Annotated in this window: 19 protein-coding genes and 3 tRNA genes; 11 read left to right on the plus strand and 11 right to left on the minus strand. The window is 67.6% G+C overall.

The window, feature by feature from the left end; genetic code table 11:
• Positions 1–7 precede the first annotated feature (7 nt).
• The 4 genes from DMB80_RS19210 (at position 8) to DMB80_RS19220 (ending at position 1,293) form a co-directional block, all read left to right on the plus strand.
• Positions 8–943, plus strand: a complete 936-nt coding sequence (locus DMB80_RS19210; RefSeq protein WP_111511316.1) for a DUF3566 domain-containing protein — start codon at positions 8–10, stop codon at positions 941–943.
• A 70-nt stretch (positions 944–1,013) separates the two neighbouring features.
• Positions 1,014–1,087 (plus strand) — tRNA-Ile (locus DMB80_RS19215).
• A gap of 17 nt (positions 1,088–1,104) precedes the next feature.
• On the plus strand, positions 1,105–1,230 hold the full coding sequence (locus tag DMB80_RS28845) for a hypothetical protein (RefSeq protein WP_276131558.1): 126 nt from the start codon (positions 1,105–1,107) through the stop codon (positions 1,228–1,230).
• A tRNA-Ala gene (locus tag DMB80_RS19220) sits at positions 1,221–1,293 on the plus strand. Before DMB80_RS28845 ends, DMB80_RS19220 begins: the two co-directional genes overlap by 10 nt.
• 4 nt (positions 1,294–1,297) lie before the next feature.
• Here the strand turns inward: DMB80_RS19220 and DMB80_RS19225 are convergent.
• Both DMB80_RS19225 and cwsA read right to left on the minus strand, forming a co-directional pair.
• The gene (locus DMB80_RS19225; protein ID WP_111511317.1) at positions 1,298–2,635 is read right to left on the minus strand and encodes an L-serine ammonia-lyase; all 1,338 of its coding nucleotides are present in this window, start codon (positions 2,633–2,635) and stop codon (positions 1,298–1,300) included.
• Positions 2,636–2,651: 16 nt separating this feature from the next.
• Complete coding sequence (gene cwsA / locus DMB80_RS19230; RefSeq protein WP_111511318.1) at positions 2,652–3,056, minus strand: cell wall synthesis protein CwsA; 405 nt, start codon at positions 3,054–3,056, stop codon at positions 2,652–2,654.
• A gap of 88 nt (positions 3,057–3,144) precedes the next feature.
• Here cwsA and DMB80_RS19235 point away from each other — a divergent pair, with 88 nt between their 5' ends.
• Positions 3,145–3,690, plus strand: coding sequence for a peptidylprolyl isomerase (locus DMB80_RS19235; RefSeq protein WP_172835723.1), 546 nt, complete (start codon positions 3,145–3,147; stop codon positions 3,688–3,690).
• 4 nt (positions 3,691–3,694) lie between these two features.
• Here the strand turns inward: DMB80_RS19235 and DMB80_RS19240 are convergent, their stop codons facing one another.
• Complete coding sequence (locus tag DMB80_RS19240; RefSeq protein ID WP_240431271.1) at positions 3,695–4,066, minus strand: PH domain-containing protein; 372 nt, start codon at positions 4,064–4,066, stop codon at positions 3,695–3,697.
• A gap of 210 nt (positions 4,067–4,276) precedes the next feature.
• Positions 4,277–4,558 carry a cell division protein CrgA gene (crgA, locus tag DMB80_RS19245; RefSeq protein ID WP_046365546.1) on the minus strand — a complete coding sequence of 94 codons (282 nt, stop codon included), beginning with the start codon at positions 4,556–4,558 and terminating at the stop codon, positions 4,277–4,279.
• Positions 4,559–4,675: 117 nt separating this feature from the next.
• Between crgA and DMB80_RS19250 the strand changes: the two genes are divergently transcribed.
• Positions 4,676–5,437 carry a DUF881 domain-containing protein gene (locus DMB80_RS19250; protein WP_111511320.1) on the plus strand — a complete coding sequence of 254 codons (762 nt, stop codon included), beginning with the start codon at positions 4,676–4,678 and terminating at the stop codon, positions 5,435–5,437.
• A gap of 22 nt (positions 5,438–5,459) precedes the next feature.
• The gene (locus DMB80_RS19255; protein ID WP_111511321.1) at positions 5,460–6,134 is read left to right on the plus strand and encodes an aminodeoxychorismate/anthranilate synthase component II; all 675 of its coding nucleotides are present in this window, start codon (positions 5,460–5,462) and stop codon (positions 6,132–6,134) included.
• Here DMB80_RS19255 and pknB read toward each other — a convergent pair.
• From pknB to DMB80_RS19290, 7 genes are all read right to left on the minus strand, one after another.
• Positions 6,112–7,971 carry a Stk1 family PASTA domain-containing Ser/Thr kinase gene (gene pknB / locus DMB80_RS19260; RefSeq protein ID WP_111511322.1) on the minus strand — a complete coding sequence of 620 codons (1,860 nt, stop codon included), beginning with the start codon at positions 7,969–7,971 and terminating at the stop codon, positions 6,112–6,114. The genes DMB80_RS19255 and pknB overlap by 23 nt on opposite strands.
• Entirely contained in the window at positions 7,968–9,248 is a 1,281-nt protein-coding gene (locus tag DMB80_RS19265) for a protein kinase domain-containing protein (RefSeq protein ID WP_111511323.1), read from the minus strand. The genes pknB and DMB80_RS19265 overlap by 4 nt, the downstream gene beginning before the upstream one ends.
• Positions 9,249–9,270: 22 nt before the next feature.
• Positions 9,271–10,746, minus strand: coding sequence for a D,D-transpeptidase PbpA (gene pbpA, locus DMB80_RS19270; protein WP_111511324.1), 1,476 nt, complete (start codon positions 10,744–10,746; stop codon positions 9,271–9,273).
• Positions 10,743–12,155, minus strand: a complete 1,413-nt coding sequence (locus tag DMB80_RS19275; RefSeq protein ID WP_046366397.1) for an FtsW/RodA/SpoVE family cell cycle protein — start codon at positions 12,153–12,155, stop codon at positions 10,743–10,745. The genes pbpA and DMB80_RS19275 overlap by 4 nt, the downstream gene beginning before the upstream one ends.
• Complete coding sequence (locus DMB80_RS19280; protein ID WP_111511325.1) at positions 12,152–13,687, minus strand: PP2C family protein-serine/threonine phosphatase; 1,536 nt, start codon at positions 13,685–13,687, stop codon at positions 12,152–12,154. Before DMB80_RS19280 ends, DMB80_RS19275 begins: the two co-directional genes overlap by 4 nt.
• Positions 13,684–14,148 (minus strand): FHA domain-containing protein FhaB/FipA, encoded by a 465-nt coding sequence (locus DMB80_RS19285; protein WP_046366399.1) that lies wholly within the window; start codon positions 14,146–14,148, stop codon positions 13,684–13,686. The genes DMB80_RS19280 and DMB80_RS19285 overlap by 4 nt, the downstream gene beginning before the upstream one ends.
• A 98-nt stretch (positions 14,149–14,246) precedes the next feature.
• On the minus strand, positions 14,247–15,650 hold the full coding sequence (locus DMB80_RS19290; protein WP_111511326.1) for a DUF3662 and FHA domain-containing protein: 1,404 nt from the start codon (positions 15,648–15,650) through the stop codon (positions 14,247–14,249).
• 227 nt (positions 15,651–15,877) lie between these two features.
• Between DMB80_RS19290 and DMB80_RS19295 the strand changes: the two genes are divergently transcribed.
• From DMB80_RS19295 to DMB80_RS19310, 4 genes are all read left to right on the plus strand, one after another.
• Positions 15,878–15,960: transfer RNA gene (locus DMB80_RS19295), tRNA-Leu, on the plus strand.
• A gap of 1,223 nt (positions 15,961–17,183) precedes the next feature.
• On the plus strand, positions 17,184–17,444 hold the full coding sequence (locus DMB80_RS19300) for a helix-turn-helix domain-containing protein (RefSeq protein ID WP_111511327.1): 261 nt from the start codon (positions 17,184–17,186) through the stop codon (positions 17,442–17,444).
• Complete coding sequence (locus DMB80_RS19305) at positions 17,441–18,244, plus strand: 8-oxoguanine DNA glycosylase (RefSeq protein WP_240431272.1); 804 nt, start codon at positions 17,441–17,443, stop codon at positions 18,242–18,244. The genes DMB80_RS19300 and DMB80_RS19305 overlap by 4 nt, the downstream gene beginning before the upstream one ends.
• 82 nt (positions 18,245–18,326) lie before the next feature.
• Positions 18,327–18,932 carry a hypothetical protein gene (locus tag DMB80_RS19310; RefSeq protein WP_162938616.1) on the plus strand — a complete coding sequence of 202 codons (606 nt, stop codon included), beginning with the start codon at positions 18,327–18,329 and terminating at the stop codon, positions 18,930–18,932.

An 18,932-nucleotide genomic window follows, 5' to 3' on the forward strand; every position in this document is an offset into this window, starting at 1 on the left:
GCGGTCAGTGAGCTCACCGAACGAGCCGGGGTACCCGCGTGCGGGTGAGGCGTCCGGCGGGACCGGCAACGGGTCGGCGCCAGGCGCGCCGGCACCGAGCCACAGCGGTCCGCCGCCGCAGGCACCGACTCGATCCGCCGAGCACAGCGATGTGCCGCCGTGGCAGAGGGGCCCGCAGGCGCGGGCCCGTCAGCAGCAGGCGCCCGACGCGCAGGGCGGGCTGGACGCGCGCCTGAACCGCTTCATCGCCGGTGGCCCCGACAGCGACCAGGCGCCGCGAGGGGACCGTCCCGAGGGTCGTCAGGACGGCGACCGTCCTGAGCCGCAGCGGGCGGGGTCGCGATCGGAGGGCAACCGCACCGAGGCGCCGGCCACCGACGTCCATCGCCCGGAACCGCCGACCCGCACCGACGCTCAGGGTGGGCGCGCTTATGCGAGCGAGCTTCCCGATCTGTCCGGACCGCCCCGGTCCGCGCAGCAGCGTAAGCCTGTCGAGCGGCCGACCGAGTCGACGGCGAAGCCTCCGCAGAAGGCCCCGGGGAGCAGGGCTGTGCAGGTGGGTCCGCGGCCGCACAGCGGTCCGGTGCGGGCCAGCATGCAGATCCGACGCGTGGATCCGTGGAGTGCACTGAAGGTGTCGCTGGTGCTGTCGGTGGCGCTGTTCTTCGTGTGGATGATCGCGGTGGCGTTCCTGTATCTCGTGCTGGGCGGCATGGGCGTGTGGAGCAAGCTGAACAGCAACGTCGGTGACCTGCTCACCAGCGCGAGTGGCAGCTCCGGTGGCGAGCTGGTGTCGGCGAGCACGATCTTCGGCGGCGCGGCGCTGATCGGCCTGGTCAACATCGTGCTGCTGGCCGCGGCCGCGACGATCGGGGCGTTCATCTACAACCTGACCACCGACCTCGTCGGCGGTGTGGAGGTCACGCTCGCCGACCGCGACTGAGCTGGTTTGGGAGTCGGCTTGTCGGTGAGGTAATCTCGCTGCTCGGCCGTGCGATTGATTGCGGTGCAACGGGGCTATAGCTCAGGCGGTTAGAGCGCTTCGCTGATAACGAAGAGGTCGGAGGTTCGAGTCCTCCTAGCCCCACGGAAAGGTCTACATCGATGAAGGTGATGCTGATCCTCGCGGCCGGCATTGCCGCGGCCGCCGCCCTGGTGGTGTGGCGGACCCAGCACAGCCCCGAAATCTGGCACACCCTCCCGATGCACCTTCCTGACGAGGGGCCTTAGCTCAGTTGGTAGAGCGCTGCCTTTGCAAGGCAGATGTCAGGAGTTCGAATCTCCTAGGCTCCACAATTCAACACTCCACGACGTTGAGGGCCAGTCCCCCGCGTGACGTTTCCTTGTATTTGTCGGCCATGTCGGCGCCGGTGTCCCGCATGGTTTTGATCGCGGTGTCCAAGCTGACGTGATGCGTGCCGTCACCGAACAGCGCCATTCTCGCGGCGGTGATCGCCTTGACCGACGCGACGGCGTTGCGTTCGATGCACGGGATCTGCACCAGTCCCCCGACCGGATCACACGTCAGGCCGAGGTTGTGCTCGATCCCGATCTCGGCGGCGTTCTCCACCTGCGCGGGTGAACCGCCCATCACCGCCGCAAGTCCCGCTGCGGCCATCGAGCACGCCGAGCCGACCTCGCCCTGACACCCCACCTCCGCGCCCGAGATCGACGCGTTCGTCTTGAAGAGCTGTCCGATCGCGGCCGCCGTCAACAGGAACTCCACGACGCCGTCGTCGTCTGCTCCGGGCACGAAGCGCCAGTAGTAGTGCAGCACCGCAGGAATGATCCCGGCGGCGCCGTTCGTCGGCGCTGTGACGACTCGGCCGCCGCCCGCGTTCTCCTCGTTGACCGCCAGCGCGTACACCGTCACCCAATCCATCGCGTACAGCGGGTCGGACGGATCGGCCTCCAGGGCCGCGGCCAAGGCGGCCGCGCGCCGGCGTACACGCAACCCGCCCGGCAGCGTCCCCGTGGCGCTCAAGCCGTGCGCCACGCACTCCTGCATCGTCGACCAGATGCGCAGCAGCCCGTCCCGGAGCTGACCACCGTCGCCGAGGGCTTGCTCGTTGGCGATGACGAGATCACTGATGCGACAGCGTTGTTCGTCACACAGCGCGACGAGCTCGGCAGCGGTTCGGAACGGGAACGGCACGGAGACGTCGTCGGCTGACGCCCCCGTGTCGTCCTCGTCGACGATGAAGCCGCCCCCGACCGAGTAGTACACGTGAGAATCCACCGGGGCGCCATCGCCCGCCAAGGCGGTGAACACCATGCCATTGCTGTGAAAAGCCATGGCCTGCAACGACATCACGATCTCGACGGTGACCGGGTGCTCTCCCGCCATACGCAACCGGCCGTCTCGCTGGATCTCCTCCGCCCGCACCCGCGCGAGATCGGGATCGACCGTCTCGGGCTCAGCACCCTCCAGCCCGAGGACCACCGCACCGGGAGTCCCGTGCCCGGTTCCGGTCGCGCCGAGCGACCCGAACAACTCGACCCGCACATGGGTGACGTCGGCCAGCGATCCGTGCACCCGTTCGGCGAACAGGCGTGCTGCGCGCATCGGGCCCACCGTGTGTGAGCTCGACGGCCCGATGCCGATCGAGAACAGGTCGAACACCGAGATGGTCACGGCGCGCTCCCTCGGCCTACGGCTTGGGGGTGACCTCGACGCTCGGGGGCAGCGGCGAGGGTTCCGGCTGCGTCGAGCGGCGGGCGATCGAGAATGCGGCTGCTCCCCCGGCGAGGACGGCCGCCCCGACGGCGATCACCAGCAGGCGGGGCCGGCGGCGGCGCTTCGGCGCGCGCACTTTCTCGAGCGTCTCGGGCAGGTTGGCCACCGCCTCCTGAGCGGCGACGAGCTCGTCCTTCAGCTGCTGGGCGACCTGGCTGCTGCGGTACTTCTGGCCGACCCACGACGCCGACGAGCGCACGGAGTTCACGCCGATGCCGACAGCACCGCGGGTGACGTCCACGGGCCCGACCGTCGAGTACTTCAGGCCTCGGCTGAGCCGCTGGCTCGGGGTCAATCGGACTCGGGTCTTGGAGCTCATGGCCCACCTTTCTCGGCACCGGATGACAACGAGCTTCAGCCTGCCATCTCCGCCAACCCCACGCTGCCGGGTTGGCCTTCAGAGCCGCGTGGCACACTGGCTTTCCGTGACGAGTCCTATTCAGACCGCGACCGCGACCCTGCACACCAACCGCGGCGACATCAAGATCGCGCTGTTCGGTAACCACGCCCCCAAGACCGTGGCCAACTTCGTCGGCCTGTCCCAGGGCACCAAGGATTACAGCACCGAGAATGCGTCGGGCGGCTCGTCGGGACCGTTCTACGACGGCGCCGTGTTCCACCGCGTCATCGACGGATTCATGATCCAGGGCGGCGACCCGACCGGCACCGGTCGCGGCGGCCCGGGCTACCAGTTCGCCGACGAGTTCCACCCCGAACTGCAGTTCGACAAGCCCTACCTGCTGGCGATGGCCAATGCCGGGCCGGGCACCAACGGTTCGCAGTTCTTCATCACCGTCGGCAAGACACCGCACCTGAACCGTCGCCACACCATCTTCGGTGAGGTCGTCGATCCCGAGTCCCAGAAGGTCGTCGACGCCATCGCCACCACGGCGACCGACCGCAGCGATCGCCCCACCGATCCGGTCGTCATCGAGTCGGTGACGATCTCGTAGACGGCTAGCGACCGGCGCCGCGCGCGAAGCCGGCGTCGGTCAGCGCGTCGAGGACCCGTAGCGGGTCCGTTCCCACGTCCCACCGGCTCAGTACCAGCAGCCGGTCGTCGGTCGTGTCGATCTCCAGCAGCCGCACCGTGCGCCCGATCCGGCGGAACTCCGTGATGCGGATCAGGCTGATATCGGGGCGGGTGAGCCGCCGTGTGGTGACCCAACCGCGGTAGATCAGAGCGTCGGAGTCGATTGCCAGTTTTGGACGAGCGCGCCACGACAGGGCGGCAAACGCGAGCAAACCGATCGCGGCAATGCCGATCAGAATGCGCCCCGGCACGTCTGTGACCAGCGTCACAACACCTACAGCGAGCAGGACACCCACTGCGGCGGCTCCGATGATGCCTGCCGTCGGTGGACCCCACGATGTTTGCTGGGTGGACAAGTCACACCCTCCTACCGGGGATTACTCCGTTATCCACAAGTGCTATCCCCAATGGGGATGAATAACATCGATGTGATCTGGTTACGTGCAGGTTGCGGGCGGTCGAACGGCCGGCAACCGCGGACACACGACGGCGGGTCCGGGACCTCGTCACCGCCAGCGCATCGTGAGCAGCAAACCGGTGATCATGAAGCCGAACGCGATGGCGTAGTTCCACACGTTCAGGTTGCTCATCCACTGCAGGAAGCTCGGCACATCCGGCCCGCTGCCGGCCAACTGGAACACGATCAGCCACGCCAGACCGATCAGCATGAGGCCGCAGAACAGCACCACGAACCACACGCTCGACGGACCGGCCTTGACCTTGACCGGCGTCCGGCTCACCGGATTGATGGTGAAGTCGTTCTTCTTGCGGACCTTGGACTTGGGCATGGGTACCTTCGGACGATTCGGTGCGACGATAAGCAGGGACGATGTGTACGACGACGATATGTACGACAGAGCCTAACGCAGCCGCGATCAGCCTCGACTCCTGGAGAGACGCAACCGATGGACGCCCGTGACCGAACTGTTCGTTCGCGTTCTGGCTGGCGTGTGGGTGTTCCCGTGGTCTGCGCCGCTGCCGGTCTCCTCCTCGGCGCGACCTACAGCGTGTCCGGTGGCGACGAGATCCGGCGCAGCGATGCGCCGCGGTTGGTCGACCTGGTCCGTGAGACGCAGCAGTCGGTGGATCGGCTGACCGCCGAGCGCGACGCGTTGTCCCCGCAGATCGAGAACCATCACGGCGGCTCCCCCAGCGCGGCGGCGGCGCTGACCGCCATCTCCGGCCGCGCCGACGCATTGGCCCCCGACGCCGGTCTGACCCCGATGCGCGGCCCCGGCCTCGTCGTCACCCTCAACGACGCCCAGCGTGACGCCCAGGGCCGATTTCCGCGCGATGCGTCGCCCGACGACCTCGTGGTCCACCAGCAAGACATCCAGGCTGTTCTCAATGCGCTCTGGAGTGCCGGCGCGGAGGGCATCCAGATGCAGGACCAGCGGTTGATCGCGACGTCCGCGCCTCGCTGCGTCGGCAACACCCTGTTGCTCAACGGCCGCACCTACAGCCCGCCGTATGTGGTCACCGCGATCGGCGATGCGGCGGCAATGCAGCGCGCGCTCTCCGAGGCGCCCCTGGTGACGCTGTACAAGCAGTACGCGGTCCGATTCGGCCTCGGCTACCAGGAAGAGGCGCGCGAGGTGGAGTTGGTCGGCTACACCGCGCCGATCACGATGAAGTACGCCCAACCGATCGGACCTCTGGGCTACTGACGTTCGGCCGTATCCTGGGTGCATGCAGGTTCTCGTCGTCGACAACTACGACAGCTTCGTGTTCAACCTCGTCCAGTACCTGGGTCAGCTCGGGGTGGACGCGCAGGTCTGGCGCAACGACGACGAACGCCTCTCCTCCGACGCGGCGGTCGCCGCGGTGGCCGACGAATTCGACGGTGTGCTGTTGAGCCCCGGCCCCGGCACCCCAGAGCGGGCCGGAGCTTCCATCCCCCTGGTCCATGCCTGCGCGGCGGTCGCCACTCCCCTGCTCGGCGTGTGCCTCGGCCACCAGGCCATCGGGGTGGCGTTCGGCGGGACCGTGGACCGGGCGCCGGAACTGCTGCACGGCAAGACCAGCATGGTCTTCCACACCGACCGCGGGGTTCTCCGGGGCCTCCCGGATCCGTTCGTGGCGACGCGCTACCACTCGCTGACGATCCTGCCCGAGACGATGCCGGCCGACCTCGAGGTCACTGCACGGACCGAGGGCGGTGTGGTGATGGGCGTGCGCCACGTCGACCTGCCGATCCACGGCGTGCAATTCCACCCGGAGTCGATCCTCACCCAGGGCGGCCACCGCATGCTGGCCAACTGGCTCGCCGAGTGTGGTGCGGCGCCGGACGAGGCTCTGGTGGCCCGCCTCGAGAACGAGGTCGCGACGGCCGTGGCGGCCGCTACGACGCGAAGTTCAGCGTGATCCTGGCGCTGTAGTTCACCGCGGAGCCCGCGGGCGGGGTCTGCGACACGACGGCGTTGGTGCGTTGTCCGCTGTTCTGCACGTCGGCGCCCTTGTCCAGCACGCCGGTCCAGCCCAGCGCGCGCAGCCGCGGTTCGGCATCGGTCCAGAACTGGCCCGTCAGGTCGGGCATCACGAACTGGTTGCCGCGCGACACCTGGATCTGGATCACGGTGTCCTGCGGAACGGTCTGGCCCGTGGCCGGCTCGCTGCCCACGACCTGACCCGCGGGGACCGTGCTGTCGACCTGGACAGGAACGCTCTTGGTGAAGCCGGACGCCGTCATCACCTGCTGACAGACCTCGACAGTCTGGCCGGTGCAATCGGGCACCACCGCCGTCGCCGGGCCCTTGCCCAGCACGATGGTGATCTCGTTGGTGATCGCCGACGTCTGGTTGGCCGGCGGCACCGTCGAGAGAACCCGGTCCTTCTGCTCGGGCAGCGACGCGGAGGTGGTCTGCCGGAATCGGCTGAATCCGGCGTCGGTGAGCTTCTTGACGGCGTCGCCGTAGCTCAGGCCCGACACGTCAGGCACCTCCGCCTGTTGCGGGCCATACGACACGTTCACCGTGATCTCGGAACCGGCGGCCACCGATGCGTTCGCGGCCGGGTCGGTGTTGATGACGTGTTCGGGCGGCACCTCGGAATCCGGGTTCTTCGCCACGGTGGTCTTAAACCCGAGATTCTGGAGCGCGGCGATGGCGTCGTCGGAGGTTTGACCCCGCACGTCGGGCACCTGCACGTCGCGGGTCTCCCCGCCGAACGCGTTGATCGCGATCGTGACGACGACGGTCAGCACGGCGAGCACGGCCACCGCCACCAACCAGCGGGCGACCGATCCGGAACGTTCCTTCGGCTGATAGCGCGGCTGGTGAGACACCGGGCCGGTACGTGACGGCGTCGCCGACAGCAGCGAGGTGCGCTCGGCGTCGGTGAAGATCTTCGGGGCCTCGGGTCGCTCCCCGCTGTGCACCTTGACCAGATCGGCGCGCATCTCGGCGGCAGTCTGGTAGCGGTTGTCCGGATTCTTGGACAGTGCCTTCAGGACGACGGCGTCGAGGTCGGGGGAGATGTCGGCGTGGCGAGCCGACGGCGGCACCGGGTCCTCGCGGACGTGCTGATAGGCCACCGCGACCGGCGAATCACCAACGAAAGGTGGCTCACCCGTGAGCATTTCGTAGAGTACGCAGCCGAGCGAGTACACATCCGAGCGGGCGTCGACCTTCACGCCACGCGCCTGCTCGGGAGAGAGATACTGCGCTGTGCCGATCACCGCCGCCGTCTGCGTGACGGGGTTGCCGGCGTCGGCGATCGCGCGGGCGATGCCGAAGTCCATCACCTTCACCGCACCGGTCTTGCTGATCATGATGTTGGCCGGTTTGACGTCGCGGTGGATGATGCCGTGCTGGTGGCTGAAGTTCAGCGCCTGGCAGGCGTCGGCGATCACCTCGATCGCGCGCTGGGCCGGCATCGGGCCCTCGGTGTGCACGATGTCGCGCAGGGTGACGCCGTCGACGTACTCCATCACGATGTAGGGCAGCGGGCCGGTCGGCGTGTCCGCCTCACCGGTGTCGTAGACGGCGACGATCGCGGGATGGTTCAGTGCTGCCGCGTTCTGCGCTTCGCGGCGGAAGCGCAGGTAGAAGCTCGGGTCGCGGGCGAGGTCAGCGCGCAACACTTTGATCGCGACGTCGCGGTGCAGCCGCAGATCGCGCGCCAGGTGGACTTCGGACATGCCGCCGAAGCCGAGGATCTCACCGACTTCGTAGCGGTCGGACAGGTGCTGGGGCGTCGTCATCGCAGTTCTCGGTGGTGCGGCGCGGCCGGGGGCAGCGCGGGTTGAGCGGCACGGGCTACCCACATTCGGACGACGCCGTCGTCGTCGAACGTCAGTGGTGGCGACGCAGCGGGTGTCTCGGTGGTCGCGGACGGGGTTTCGGTCACGGTGGCCGGCGCGGGGGCGCGGTCCTTGCGGTCCTGGGCGTTCAGCACGATCAGGATCGCGATGACGATCGCGAGTGCGCCGAGCACACCGGCGGCCCACAACAGCGCCCGCTGTCCCGACGAGAAGGTGCGGCGCGCCGGCGGGGCGGAGCGGTGATGGCTGCCGGTGGTGCGGGTGCGTGACGTCGCCGCGGGTGCACGACCGGTCGGCTGGGCGGGCGTGGGGGCGATGGTCGGCTTGACCGCGGCGGGCGCGGCGCGTCCGATCGACGGTGCGGCGTTGGGCCGGGGCGGGCGCCGGCCGGCGCGCACCGCGGCGACGGCGTCGGCGAACGGTCCGCCGGACTTATAGCGCTGGCCGGGGTTCTTCACGAGCGTGATCTCGATGAGTTCGCGCACGTTCGGCGGCAGGTCGGCGGGCAGCGGGGGAGGAGTCTCCTTGATGTGCTTCATCGCCACGGTCAGCGCACCGTCGCCGGTGAACGGCCGCTTGCCCGAAACTGCCTCGTAGCCAACGACTCCCAGCGAATAGACATCGCTGGCGGCGGTGGCGTCATGGCCGAGGGCCTGCTCGGGGGCGATGTACTGCGCGGTGCCCATCACCATGCCGGTCTGCGTCACCGGGGCCGCGTCGACGGCCTTGGCGATGCCGAAGTCGGTCAGCTTCACCTGGCCGGTGGGGGTGATCAGGATGTTGCCGGGTTTGACGTCGCGGTGCACCAGGCCGGCGGTATGGGCGACCTGGAGGGCGCGGCCGGTCTGCTCGAGCATGTCCAGTGCGTGCCGCAGCGACAGCCGGCCCGTGCGCTTGAGCACCGAGTTCAGCGGTTCACCGTTGACGAGCTCCATGACCAGGTAGGCGGTGCGGCCCTCACCGTCGATGTCGGTCTCGCCGTAGTCGTACACCCCGGCGATGCCCGGATGGTTCAGCATCGCGACCGTGCGGGCTTCGGCACGGAACCGTTCGACGAACTCGGCGTCGGTCGAGTACTCGGCTTTGAGCACCTTGATCGCGACACGGCGTCCCAGCCGGGAGTCCACACCTTCCCAGACCTGGCCCATGCCGCCGGTGGCGATCAGCCGCTGCAGCCGATACCGCCCCGACAGCGTCACTCCGACGCGGGGGCTCATATTGCTTCTCGCTTCACACTCGTCACGATGCCTGCCTCAGGGCCGCCGCGATCGTCGCGCGTCCGATCGGGGCTGCCACGGCGCCGCCGGTGGCATCGAGGCGGTCACCGCCGTTCTCGACGAGTACCGCCACCGCCACTTTGGGTGCCTGAGCAGGCGCAAAGGCGATGTACCAGGCATGCGGGGGCGTGTTGCGCGGGTCAGTGCCATGCTCCGCAGTGCCGGTTTTGGATGCGATCTGCACGCCGGCGATGGCTCCCTTCTGCTGAGTCACCTGCTCGGCGGCGACCATCAAGTTCGTAAGTGTATCTGCGACCGGTTCGGGTACCGCTCGCCGCACTTCGGTGGGCGCCGTGGTGGCGATGTTCGACAGGTCGGGGCCCTTGAGGCTGTCGACCAGGTACGGCTGCATCGTGACCCCCTTGTTCGCGACGGTCGCGGCCACCATCGCGTTCTGCAGCGGAGTCAGCGCGACGTCCTTCTGGCCGATGCTCGACATCCCCAGTGCGGCGGCATCCGGAACGGGCCCCAGCGTGGACTCGGCGACCTGCAGCGGAATCGGCGCCGGCGGGGCGTCCAGCCCGAAGTTCTGTGCGGTGTCGCGCAGCGCGTCTGCGCCGGTGTCGATGCCGAGCTGGACGAACGCGGTGTTGCAGGAGTGCGCGAACGCGTACTGCAGCGTCGTCGTCGGTGCGCCGCCGCACGGGGAGCCGGCGAAGTTCTCCAGCGTCGCCGTGCTGTCTGGCAGCGCGATCTGCGGTGCGGCGGTCACCTGGGTGTCGGGCGTGGCGCGGTTCTGCAGTGCCGCGGCGGTGGTGATCACCTTGAACGTCGACCCCGGCGGGTAGGTCTCGGAGATTGCGCGGTTCAGCAGCGGCGAGTTCGGGTCGTCGCGCAGGCGCTGCCAGGCCTGCGCCTGCTCGTCCACGTCATGGGTGGCCAACAGGTTCGGGTCGTACGACGGTGCCGAGACCATCGCGAGGATCTTTCCCGTCGAGGGCTCCAAAGCGACGACGGCGCCCTTGCACGGCCCGTTGCAGCCCTTGTCCATCGCGTCCCAGGCGGCCTGCTGCACCTCGGGCCGGATCGTCGTCGCGACGTTGCCGCCGCGGGGATCGCGGCCGGTGAAGAAATCGGCCAGGCGGCGTCCGAAGAGCCGCTGGTCCGAGCCGTTGAGCACGGTGTCCTCGGCGCGCTCGAGCCCGGTGCTCGAATAGCTCAGCGAGTAGAAACCGGTCACCGGCGCGTAGGCGAGCGGGTTGGGGTACGTGCGCAGGAAGCGGTACCGGCCCTCGGTGGAGACCGAGTAGGCCAGCAGCTGGCCACCGGCGGATATCTGGCCGCGCTGGCGGGCGTACTCGTCGAGCAGCACCCGCTGGTTGCGGGGGTCCGAGCGCAAGCCGTCCGCGGTGAACACCTGGGTCAGGGTCACGTTGGCGAGCAGCAGCACAACGAGACCCATGATCATGACGGAGATCCGGCGCAGTGAGGTGTTCATACCTTCTGGATCACCTCGGTGCTCGCCGCGGCGATCGGTCCCGGGGGAGTGCCGCGGCCGTCCAACGGGCGGCGCGCGCTGTGCGAGATGCGGACCAGGATGGCGAGCAGCAGATAGTTCGCCACCAGCGAGGAGCCGCCGTAGGACATCCACGGGGTGGTGAGGCCGGTCAGCGGGATCAGCTTGGTGACGCCCCCGACGACGATGAACAGCTGAATGCCGAGGGTGGCGGCCAGACCGGCGGCGAGCAGCTTGCCGAAGCTGTCGCGCACCGCGATCGCGGTGCGCATGCCGCGGATCACGAGGATGGTGTAGAGCATCAGCACCGCTGCCAGGCCGACCAGCCCGAGTTCCTCACCGACGGCGGCGATGATGAAGTCGGTGGAGGCGGCGGGAACGGTGCCGGGCTGTCCGTTGCCCAGGCCCGTTCCGAAGATGCCGCCCGTGGCGAAGCTGAACAGCGACTGCACCATCTGATAGCCCGCGCCGTCGGGATCGGCGAACGGGTCCTGCCACGTCTGCACCCGCACGCGGACGTGGTCGAAGACGTAGTACGCGACCACACTTCCGGCGGCGAACAGGGACAGCCCCAGCACCACCCAGCTGAACCTTTCGGTGGCGATGTAGACCAGCACCAGGAACGACGCGTAGAGCAGAAGTGAAGTGCCGAGGTCCTTTTCGAAGACCATCACACCGATCGAGGCGATCCACGCGGCCAGCAGCGGGGCGAGATCACGCGGCCGGGGCAGGTCCATGCCCAGGACGTGCTTGCCCGCACTGGTGAACAGATTGCGCTTGGACACCAGCACTGAGGCGAAGAAGATCAGCAGGAGGATCTTGGAGAACTCGGCGGGCTGAATCGAGAAGCCGGGCAGCCGAATCCAGATCTTGGCGCCGTTCTGCTCGGACATCGAGCTGGGCAGGAGTGCGGGGATGACCAGCAGGACCAGTCCGACGAGACCGCACACGTAGCCGTAGCGCGACAGCAGCCGGTGATCGCTGAGGAAGATCACCACGAGCGAGAACCCGATGACGCCGACGAGGGTCCACAGCATCTGCTGGTTGGCGGTACCGCCCAGCCCGCGCGCGGTGGGTTCACCGGCGGCCAGGTCGAGACGGTGAATCATCACCAGTCCCAGGCCATTCAGCAGCGCGGCGACAGGTAGCAGCAGCGGATCGGCGTAGGGGGCGAAGCGCCGCACTGCCAGATGCGCCCCGGCGAACAGCGCCAGATACGCGACGGTGTACTGCGCGAGGTCCCACCGCAGGCCCTGTTCCTGGTTGGCCTCCACGAGGAGCAGTGCCACGGTGGTGATGAACGCGGCGAAGCCGAGCAGGATGAGTTCAGCGTTGCGGCGGTTCGGCAATGCCGGCGTCACCGCAACCGGGGACTGCGGTTGGGTCGTCATGCCACTTCCCGGCAATTCGTTCCCGGTTGAGGCGGCGGGGGAGGCAGCGCCGTCACGGTGGGCGACGGTGTCGGGGACGGACTCGGCGTGGGTGCCGGCGCGGGCGACGACGTTACGGTGCGGGGTGTCTCCGGCGCGGGTGTCGCTGTCGGCGTGCTCGAATTCGCGCTCGGTGCAGGACCTCCCGGCGCAGCGGTCGTCGAGGGCCGCGGGGAGGGCGTTGGCGTGGGACGGCTCGACGTTGCGGGGGTCGGCGGCGCGCACACCGGGAGCACCGAACTGCGCGACAGTTCCTCGATCTGGCCGATGGCATCGTCGAGCGTGCCGGACGGCAGGCCGGCGACCACTTGCGCACGCTCGGATGGCCGCATGTCGCCGACGGCCAGCGGGCGGCAGCCGAGATTGTCCTGCGGCTGATCGGCGCTGATGAGAGACAATTCGTTGCGGGCGTTCAAACAGCCCAGCAGATACGGCTCCTGGAGGGAGATTCCGAGGAAGGAGCCTTGAACACCGCGCATGATCGAGACGACGCCGTCGTGTTCGCTGACGTAGTAGTTGTTTCGGACGATTTCCCGTGCGACCGCCAAACCGGCGAGCACCGCCAAGACCAGCACAGCCACCGCCATGTAGATGCGGCGTCGTGAGCGCGGGCGCGGCGGTGGCTCTTCCGGTTGCTGCACAACGGGTTTGGCGGCGTTGCGCTTCGGGTTGAACGCCGAGGCGCGACCGGCTGCGGTGTTGGGCGGTGCGCTCTGGTCGTCGATACCGGACACTGCGCCGGCGAGGATCGGCTGGGTCTGGCCGAAGTCGTGATTGGTGACGTCGACGACGTCGGCCACCACCACGGTGACGTTGTCCGGTCCGCCGCCGCGCAACGCCAATTCGATCAGGCGGTCCGCGCTCTCGGCCACATCGGCGATCTGCAACGCCTCGGCGATGGTGTCGTGGCTGACCGGATCGGACAGCCCGTCGGAGCACAGCAGATAGCGGTCACCGGCCCGGGCCTCCCGCATGATCAGCGTGGGTTCCACTTCGTGTCCGGTGAGCGCGCGCATGATCAGCGACCGCTGCGGATGACTGTGGGCCTCTTCGGCGGTGATGCGGCCTTCGTCGACGAGGGTCTGGACGAAGGTGTCGTCTTTGGTGATCTGGGTGAGTTCGCCGTCGCGCATCAGGTAACCGCGGGAGTCCCCGATGTGCACCATGCCAAGCCGGTTGCCGGCGAACAGGATTGCCGTCAGCGTGGTGCCCATGCCGTCGAGCTCGGGATCGGCTTCGACGTGCGCGGCGATCGCCGAGTTGCCTTCGCGCACCGCACCATCGAGCTTGCTGAGCAGGTCGCCGCCCGGCTCGTCGTCGTCGAGATGCGCGAGCGCGGCGATCACCAGCTGTGAGGCGACCTCACCGGCGGCGTGGCCGCCCATTCCGTCGGCGAGCGCCAGCAAGCGGGCCCCCGCGTAGACGGAGTCCTCGTTGTTGGCGCGCACCAATCCCCGGTCGCTGCGGGCGGCGTATCGAAGGACAAGGGTCACGGGCGCAGCTCGATCACCGTCTTGCCGATTCGCACCGGTGTGCCCATCGGAACTCGTACTGCCGTTGTCACCTTCGCCCTGTCGAGGTATGTGCCGTTGGTCGATCCTAGGTCCTCTACGTACCATTCCGGACCTCGTGGCGAGAGTCTGGCATGGCGCGTCGAGGCGTAGTCGTCGGTCAGCACCAGCGTGGAATCATCGGCGCGCCCGATCAGCACCGGCTGGGTGCCCAACGGGATCCGGGTGCCGGCGAGCGCGCCTTCGGTGACGACCAACTGGCGAGGAACACTGCGATCCTTGGTCGGCAGCAGTGTTCCGCGCAGCGCGAGGCCGCGGCGCATCATCACCGCGCCAGTGGGCGCATAGATGTCGGTGCGCAGGATGCGCAGCACCGACCAGATGAAGAGCCACAGCAGCAGCAGGAAACCGACGCGCGTCAGCTGCAGTATCAGCCCCTGCATCTGACGTCCTCTCCGTTGCCGACTGTTCGGCGCCGCCTCCATGCGCAGACGGCGGTGGACGTGATGGCCACGTCACCGCCGTCCTTGCGCGACGATCCTCAGTGAACGCGAACGATGATCTCAGAGTGTCCCAGCCGGATGACGTCACCGTCGGCCAGCTGCCACTCCTGGACCGGCGCGTTGTTCACCGTGGTGCCGTTGGTGGAGTTGAGGTCTGACAATAGCGCCACTTGGCCGTCCCAGCGGATCTCGAGATGGCGACGTGACACACCTGTGTCGGGAAGCCGGAACTGGGCGTCCTGACCGCGGCCGATGACGTTGGCGCCTTCACGCAGCTGGTAGGTGCGTCCGCTGCCGTCGTCGAGCTGCAGGGTGACCGTCGATCCGGCCGACGGGTACTCGCCCTGGGTCGCGCCGTAGCCGCCGCCGTACCCACCGGCTCCGTATCCGCCCTGCTCGCCGCCGTAGCCGCCCTGGTCGCCGTAGCCCTGATCGGCATAACCGGCCGGGGCTTCGCCGTAGCGGCCGTAGTCGGGCTGACCGTATTCCTGACGGCCGTATCCGCCGCCGTAGCCGCCCTGGTCCGGGTAGCCACCCTGATCGGGGTAGGACGGGCGACGCCCGTAGTCGTAGTCTCCGGCCGGAGCGCCACCCTGAGGTCCCGGGGCTCCGTAACCCTGCTGGCCGCCCTGCGGCGGTCCGTAACCGCCGGGTCCCTGCCGGTAACCCTGGTCGGGGTAGCCGCCCTGCGGCGGGCCGTAACCGGCGGGCGGGCGCTGGTCGTACGACGAGGCCGGATAGCCGCCCTGGTCCGGGTAGCCGCCCTGGTCGGGGTAGCCGCCACGCTGGGGGTAGCCCTGGTCGCCGTGGGGCGGGTAGCCGCCCTGATCGGCCGGCGGGTAACCACCGTGCTCGCCGGCGGGGTACCCGCCCTGATCGGCGGGCGGGTAGCCGCCACGATCGTCCTGGCGGGGGTAGCGGTCCTCATCAGGACGGGGGTAGTAGTCATCCCCGGGCCGCCCCGGCCCCTGGCCGCCGCGATAGGTCGGATTGTCGCTCATCGGTCGTACTCCTGGTTCTGCGTGGGACGAGTGATCTCGAGGTGGTGGGGCCGGTGCATCCGAGGTCGAGTCGGGATTGACCGCACCGCGCGCGCGAAACTGTCCGGTGTGCAGGCTGGGCGATTGTTCGAATCGGACAACCACATCACCATACGTTTGCCATCCCTGCTCATGGATGAAGCCCTCCAGGTGCTTGGCGAACGTAGTCGGGGTGATGTCCGGGTCGGCACTCACCTTCTGATAGTCAGGCACACTGAGGGTAATGACGTAGTCGTTCGGCGCCAAAACGCGGCCGCCGTGCACTTCACGGGCCCCGGTCTCGGCTTCACGGCGCAGAAGCGACTCGACCTCGGCGGGCACCACGGACCCACCGAAGACCCGGGCAAAGGCATTGCCGACCGAATCCTCGAGCTTGCGCTCGAATCGATCGACCAGACCCATGTTTCCGCTCGCCTCCCTCGTCAGTGAAAAACCGCCAGCGTGTCGGCTGGCAGCGATGCTTGCATGCATGCTATCGGCCACCTGTACCCCGTCGTGACTCTCAGAACTCTGAGAATTGCATCCACACTGGTCACAGCGCCGCGAGCAGCCGTTTTGGAGTTCCGGTACCCGCCGACGTACGGTTGGAACCCGGGGTTGCCTGCGTGATAGGCTCCCCCGGTTGTTTCGGGCGAGTGGCGGAATGGCAGACGCGCTGGCTTCAGGTGCCAGTGTCCTTCGGGACGTGGGGGTTCAAGTCCCCCTTCGCCCACACTTGAGCGGTTCTTCTGAACTGCGACGCATGAGGTCACGAACTCGAAAGAGGGCGTGACCTTTGTGTTTATTGGGGTCGCTGACTTGGCGAGGTTGGACTGAGCGTCGCGGGACCTCGTCACGTATATCCCCGCGCTCGGCGAGACGAATTGCTTCGTTGCAGACGGGCCGGAGTTCGTCGTGGATGACCCGCGGGCCGATTTCCGCCCAAGGAGTCCGGCAATCGATCCGTTCCCGTAGCGCCAAGGAGTCGGACTGGGGAAGGGGTCTCTGCGGTGATGGAAGTAGCGCTTGGCGGCACGCGTGGCCGGGGCACCCAGATGGAAGGCGTTGAGCGCCCGGGACGCCAACTGGCGGGGCCGAGCCTCGTCGTCGGGAGCTTCTGCTGCGAACCATCCGGTTCCGGCCGGTACTTCTCAACGGCCGACGCTACAACTGGTGCGGTAATCGCGGGCTGTCCGGCGGCCACTGGCCGTGAACGTAATCGACAGCCTGTATGTGAACGGTGCTCGATGCGTTCGGTGATGCAGACCTTGCATGATCAGGCCGATCTCAACTACACCGGTCGGTTAAACGACATTCTGCCGAGCTCCGCGGCAACCTGGATGCCTATCAAGTGGCCAGTACCGTGCATCGGGGCCGCCGAACTCGATGAAACGCTAGAGCAATGGCTCATCGCGGCTCAGGCCTTGCCCCTCGGCGCCCCGCCGTGGTGCGCCGCGGCGGGACCGAGATGGTCCCGACGGCAGTGCTGTGCGGTCCCGGGGAGCGGCACCTGTCTCGATTGACCCGACCCGACCCGACCGTACCAAGACGGGCGCCTGCGCCGTTCCAAGTGCGCAACGGTTGCCAAGTCGGCCGGCGACGACTACACAATTCGCGATCCGCCTGGGCCCGGAAATGTTTGGGGGCATTGCTATTGCCATGCAACCGTTGACGAGCGCGAGTGATAAAGCTTCACCGCGAGAAGAACGACGCGCCAAGCCCGCTAGTACACCGACCGGCGTAGGTGCGACCGCCCAGGCGAGACGATTGCTGTCCATTTGGATATGCGCCGGGGAATAGCGAACCCAACGGGTCAACGAGGTCGTGGCCAGCTATTTGCTCACCAAATACTTTCATCCCCATGGATTTAGTAATCCTCCGACGGGTTCATCCCGTCCCGGACGCGGCATATATGTGCGAGCCTATGCGTATAACTATCCTGGTATAATTAACGGTATGCCGCGGCCTCCGTTGTCGGACAACGATCGTCAGCTTGGGAAGCGGCTTGGTGCCGAATTGCGGCGGCTGCGTGGTGTGAGGACGGCGGCCGACGTGGCCAGCGCGGCGGGAGTGCCGCTGGATACGTTGCGCAAGTTGGAGCAGGGCGGCACGCCGTCGCCGGGGTTCTTCCTGGTTGCTCGGCTGGCCCGGGAACTGGACATGCCTCTGAATCAATTGGCCGACAAGGCAATGCCCAGGAAGAGGCGACGCAGATGACGGTGATGGACACCGCAACGATCGGGTTGTGCGGGGATCGGGTGCCGCGGGTGGCAGAGCCGGTTGGTGGGCAGGCGGTGCTGACCGGGGCGACGTGGCAGCGCACCGTGCGCTGGTATGACCCAAGTTATTTAGGCACTCCGGCGTTTTGGCTTGAGCAGACCCGCCAGCGTCCCCGGCCGACGACCTACCGGATCGGCTCGACCCTACTTGAGGAGGTTGCGTTGTGCGTGCTGGGCGGATACGGGATCACCGAGCAGATGGCCTTCGCCGCGTTCTCGCGCTGCCAGGATGCGGGCCTGCTCACTGGTGAGCTATTCAGCGAGAAAACGATTCACACCGTGCTGGCCGCGCCGATGGTGGTGGCCGGGCGTTCTCGCCCAGCCCGGTACCGGTTTCCGCTACTCAAAGCCAAAAGACTGGCAGCAGCTATCGTCCATCTCGACGCCGGCACACCCCCGCCGCCGGATCGACCACGCGAGCTTCGTGATTGGCTGACCGAGGTTCCGGGAGTCGGTCCCAAGACAGCCTCGTGGGTGGTACGAAATCTCACGCGCAGCGACGCCATCGCCGTCATCGATATCCATATCCGGCGCGCGGGAGTGGCTGCGGGCGTGTTCGACCCGGCATGGAAACTGCCCCGCGACTACCAACTTTTCGAGGAAGCGTTCGTCGCGTGGGCGTATCTGGGTGGGGTAGGCACCGCCGACCTGGACGCCTGCATCTGGTCGTCGCTGGCCTCGATGGGGCGTGCCGCCCGGTTGCTGTTCGGGGTGGACAACCTCACCGACCTTGACTAGCTGCAGTAATTCGCGGACCTGCCCCCGCCGACGGCGTTACATTGACTCTTCGAGCCTGTATTGGACATGAGGGGGAAACGCCATGGCCGGCAGCGGAGGGTCTGATTACCGCAACTCGCTGGGCGGAGTCAGCGGACGAAACGATGACGGACCTTCCTGCAGCACATTGACTTTCGAGACGACAGTGATGTCACCAGACCCGCAGGTCGTCGCCCAGGTGGCCGTGGACACGATGTGCGAGATCATCATGGAGGGAAACCCACGGCGGCTAGTAGTGTATGTGCGCGAAACCGGGGCTGTCTTGGGCGCAATCACCGACCGCTGGAATGACATGACCCGCTGTATCAGCGAGGGCTTCTTCTACGAGGCGGTGATCATCTCTCTGTACCCGGTGGTGCGGGTCCGCGTTCAGCCGCGTCAAGATTATCGGCTGCCGTTGCCTTTCACTGCCGTCTTGGTGGGCATTGTCCCTAATCTGACCGCACCAACAGAGGGCGACGAGATCGAACTCGACCTCGTCGACGGCCACGTCGTGGCTCTGGGCTTTGATCGAAGCATCGTGGGCCGCATTCCAGCCGAGCCTGTCGCGGTGCCGCGGTTGATTGACCGCGGCCATGTGCGCACGGCGCGGGTGGATGCGGTCAGCCCAGACGGCACCCGGGCTGATGTCACGCTCTTGCAGGCGTGA

The sequence above is a fragment of the Mycobacterium kyogaense genome (assembly GCF_003254575.1).
Lineage (GTDB): Bacteria > Actinomycetota > Actinomycetes > Mycobacteriales > Mycobacteriaceae > Mycobacterium > Mycobacterium kyogaense.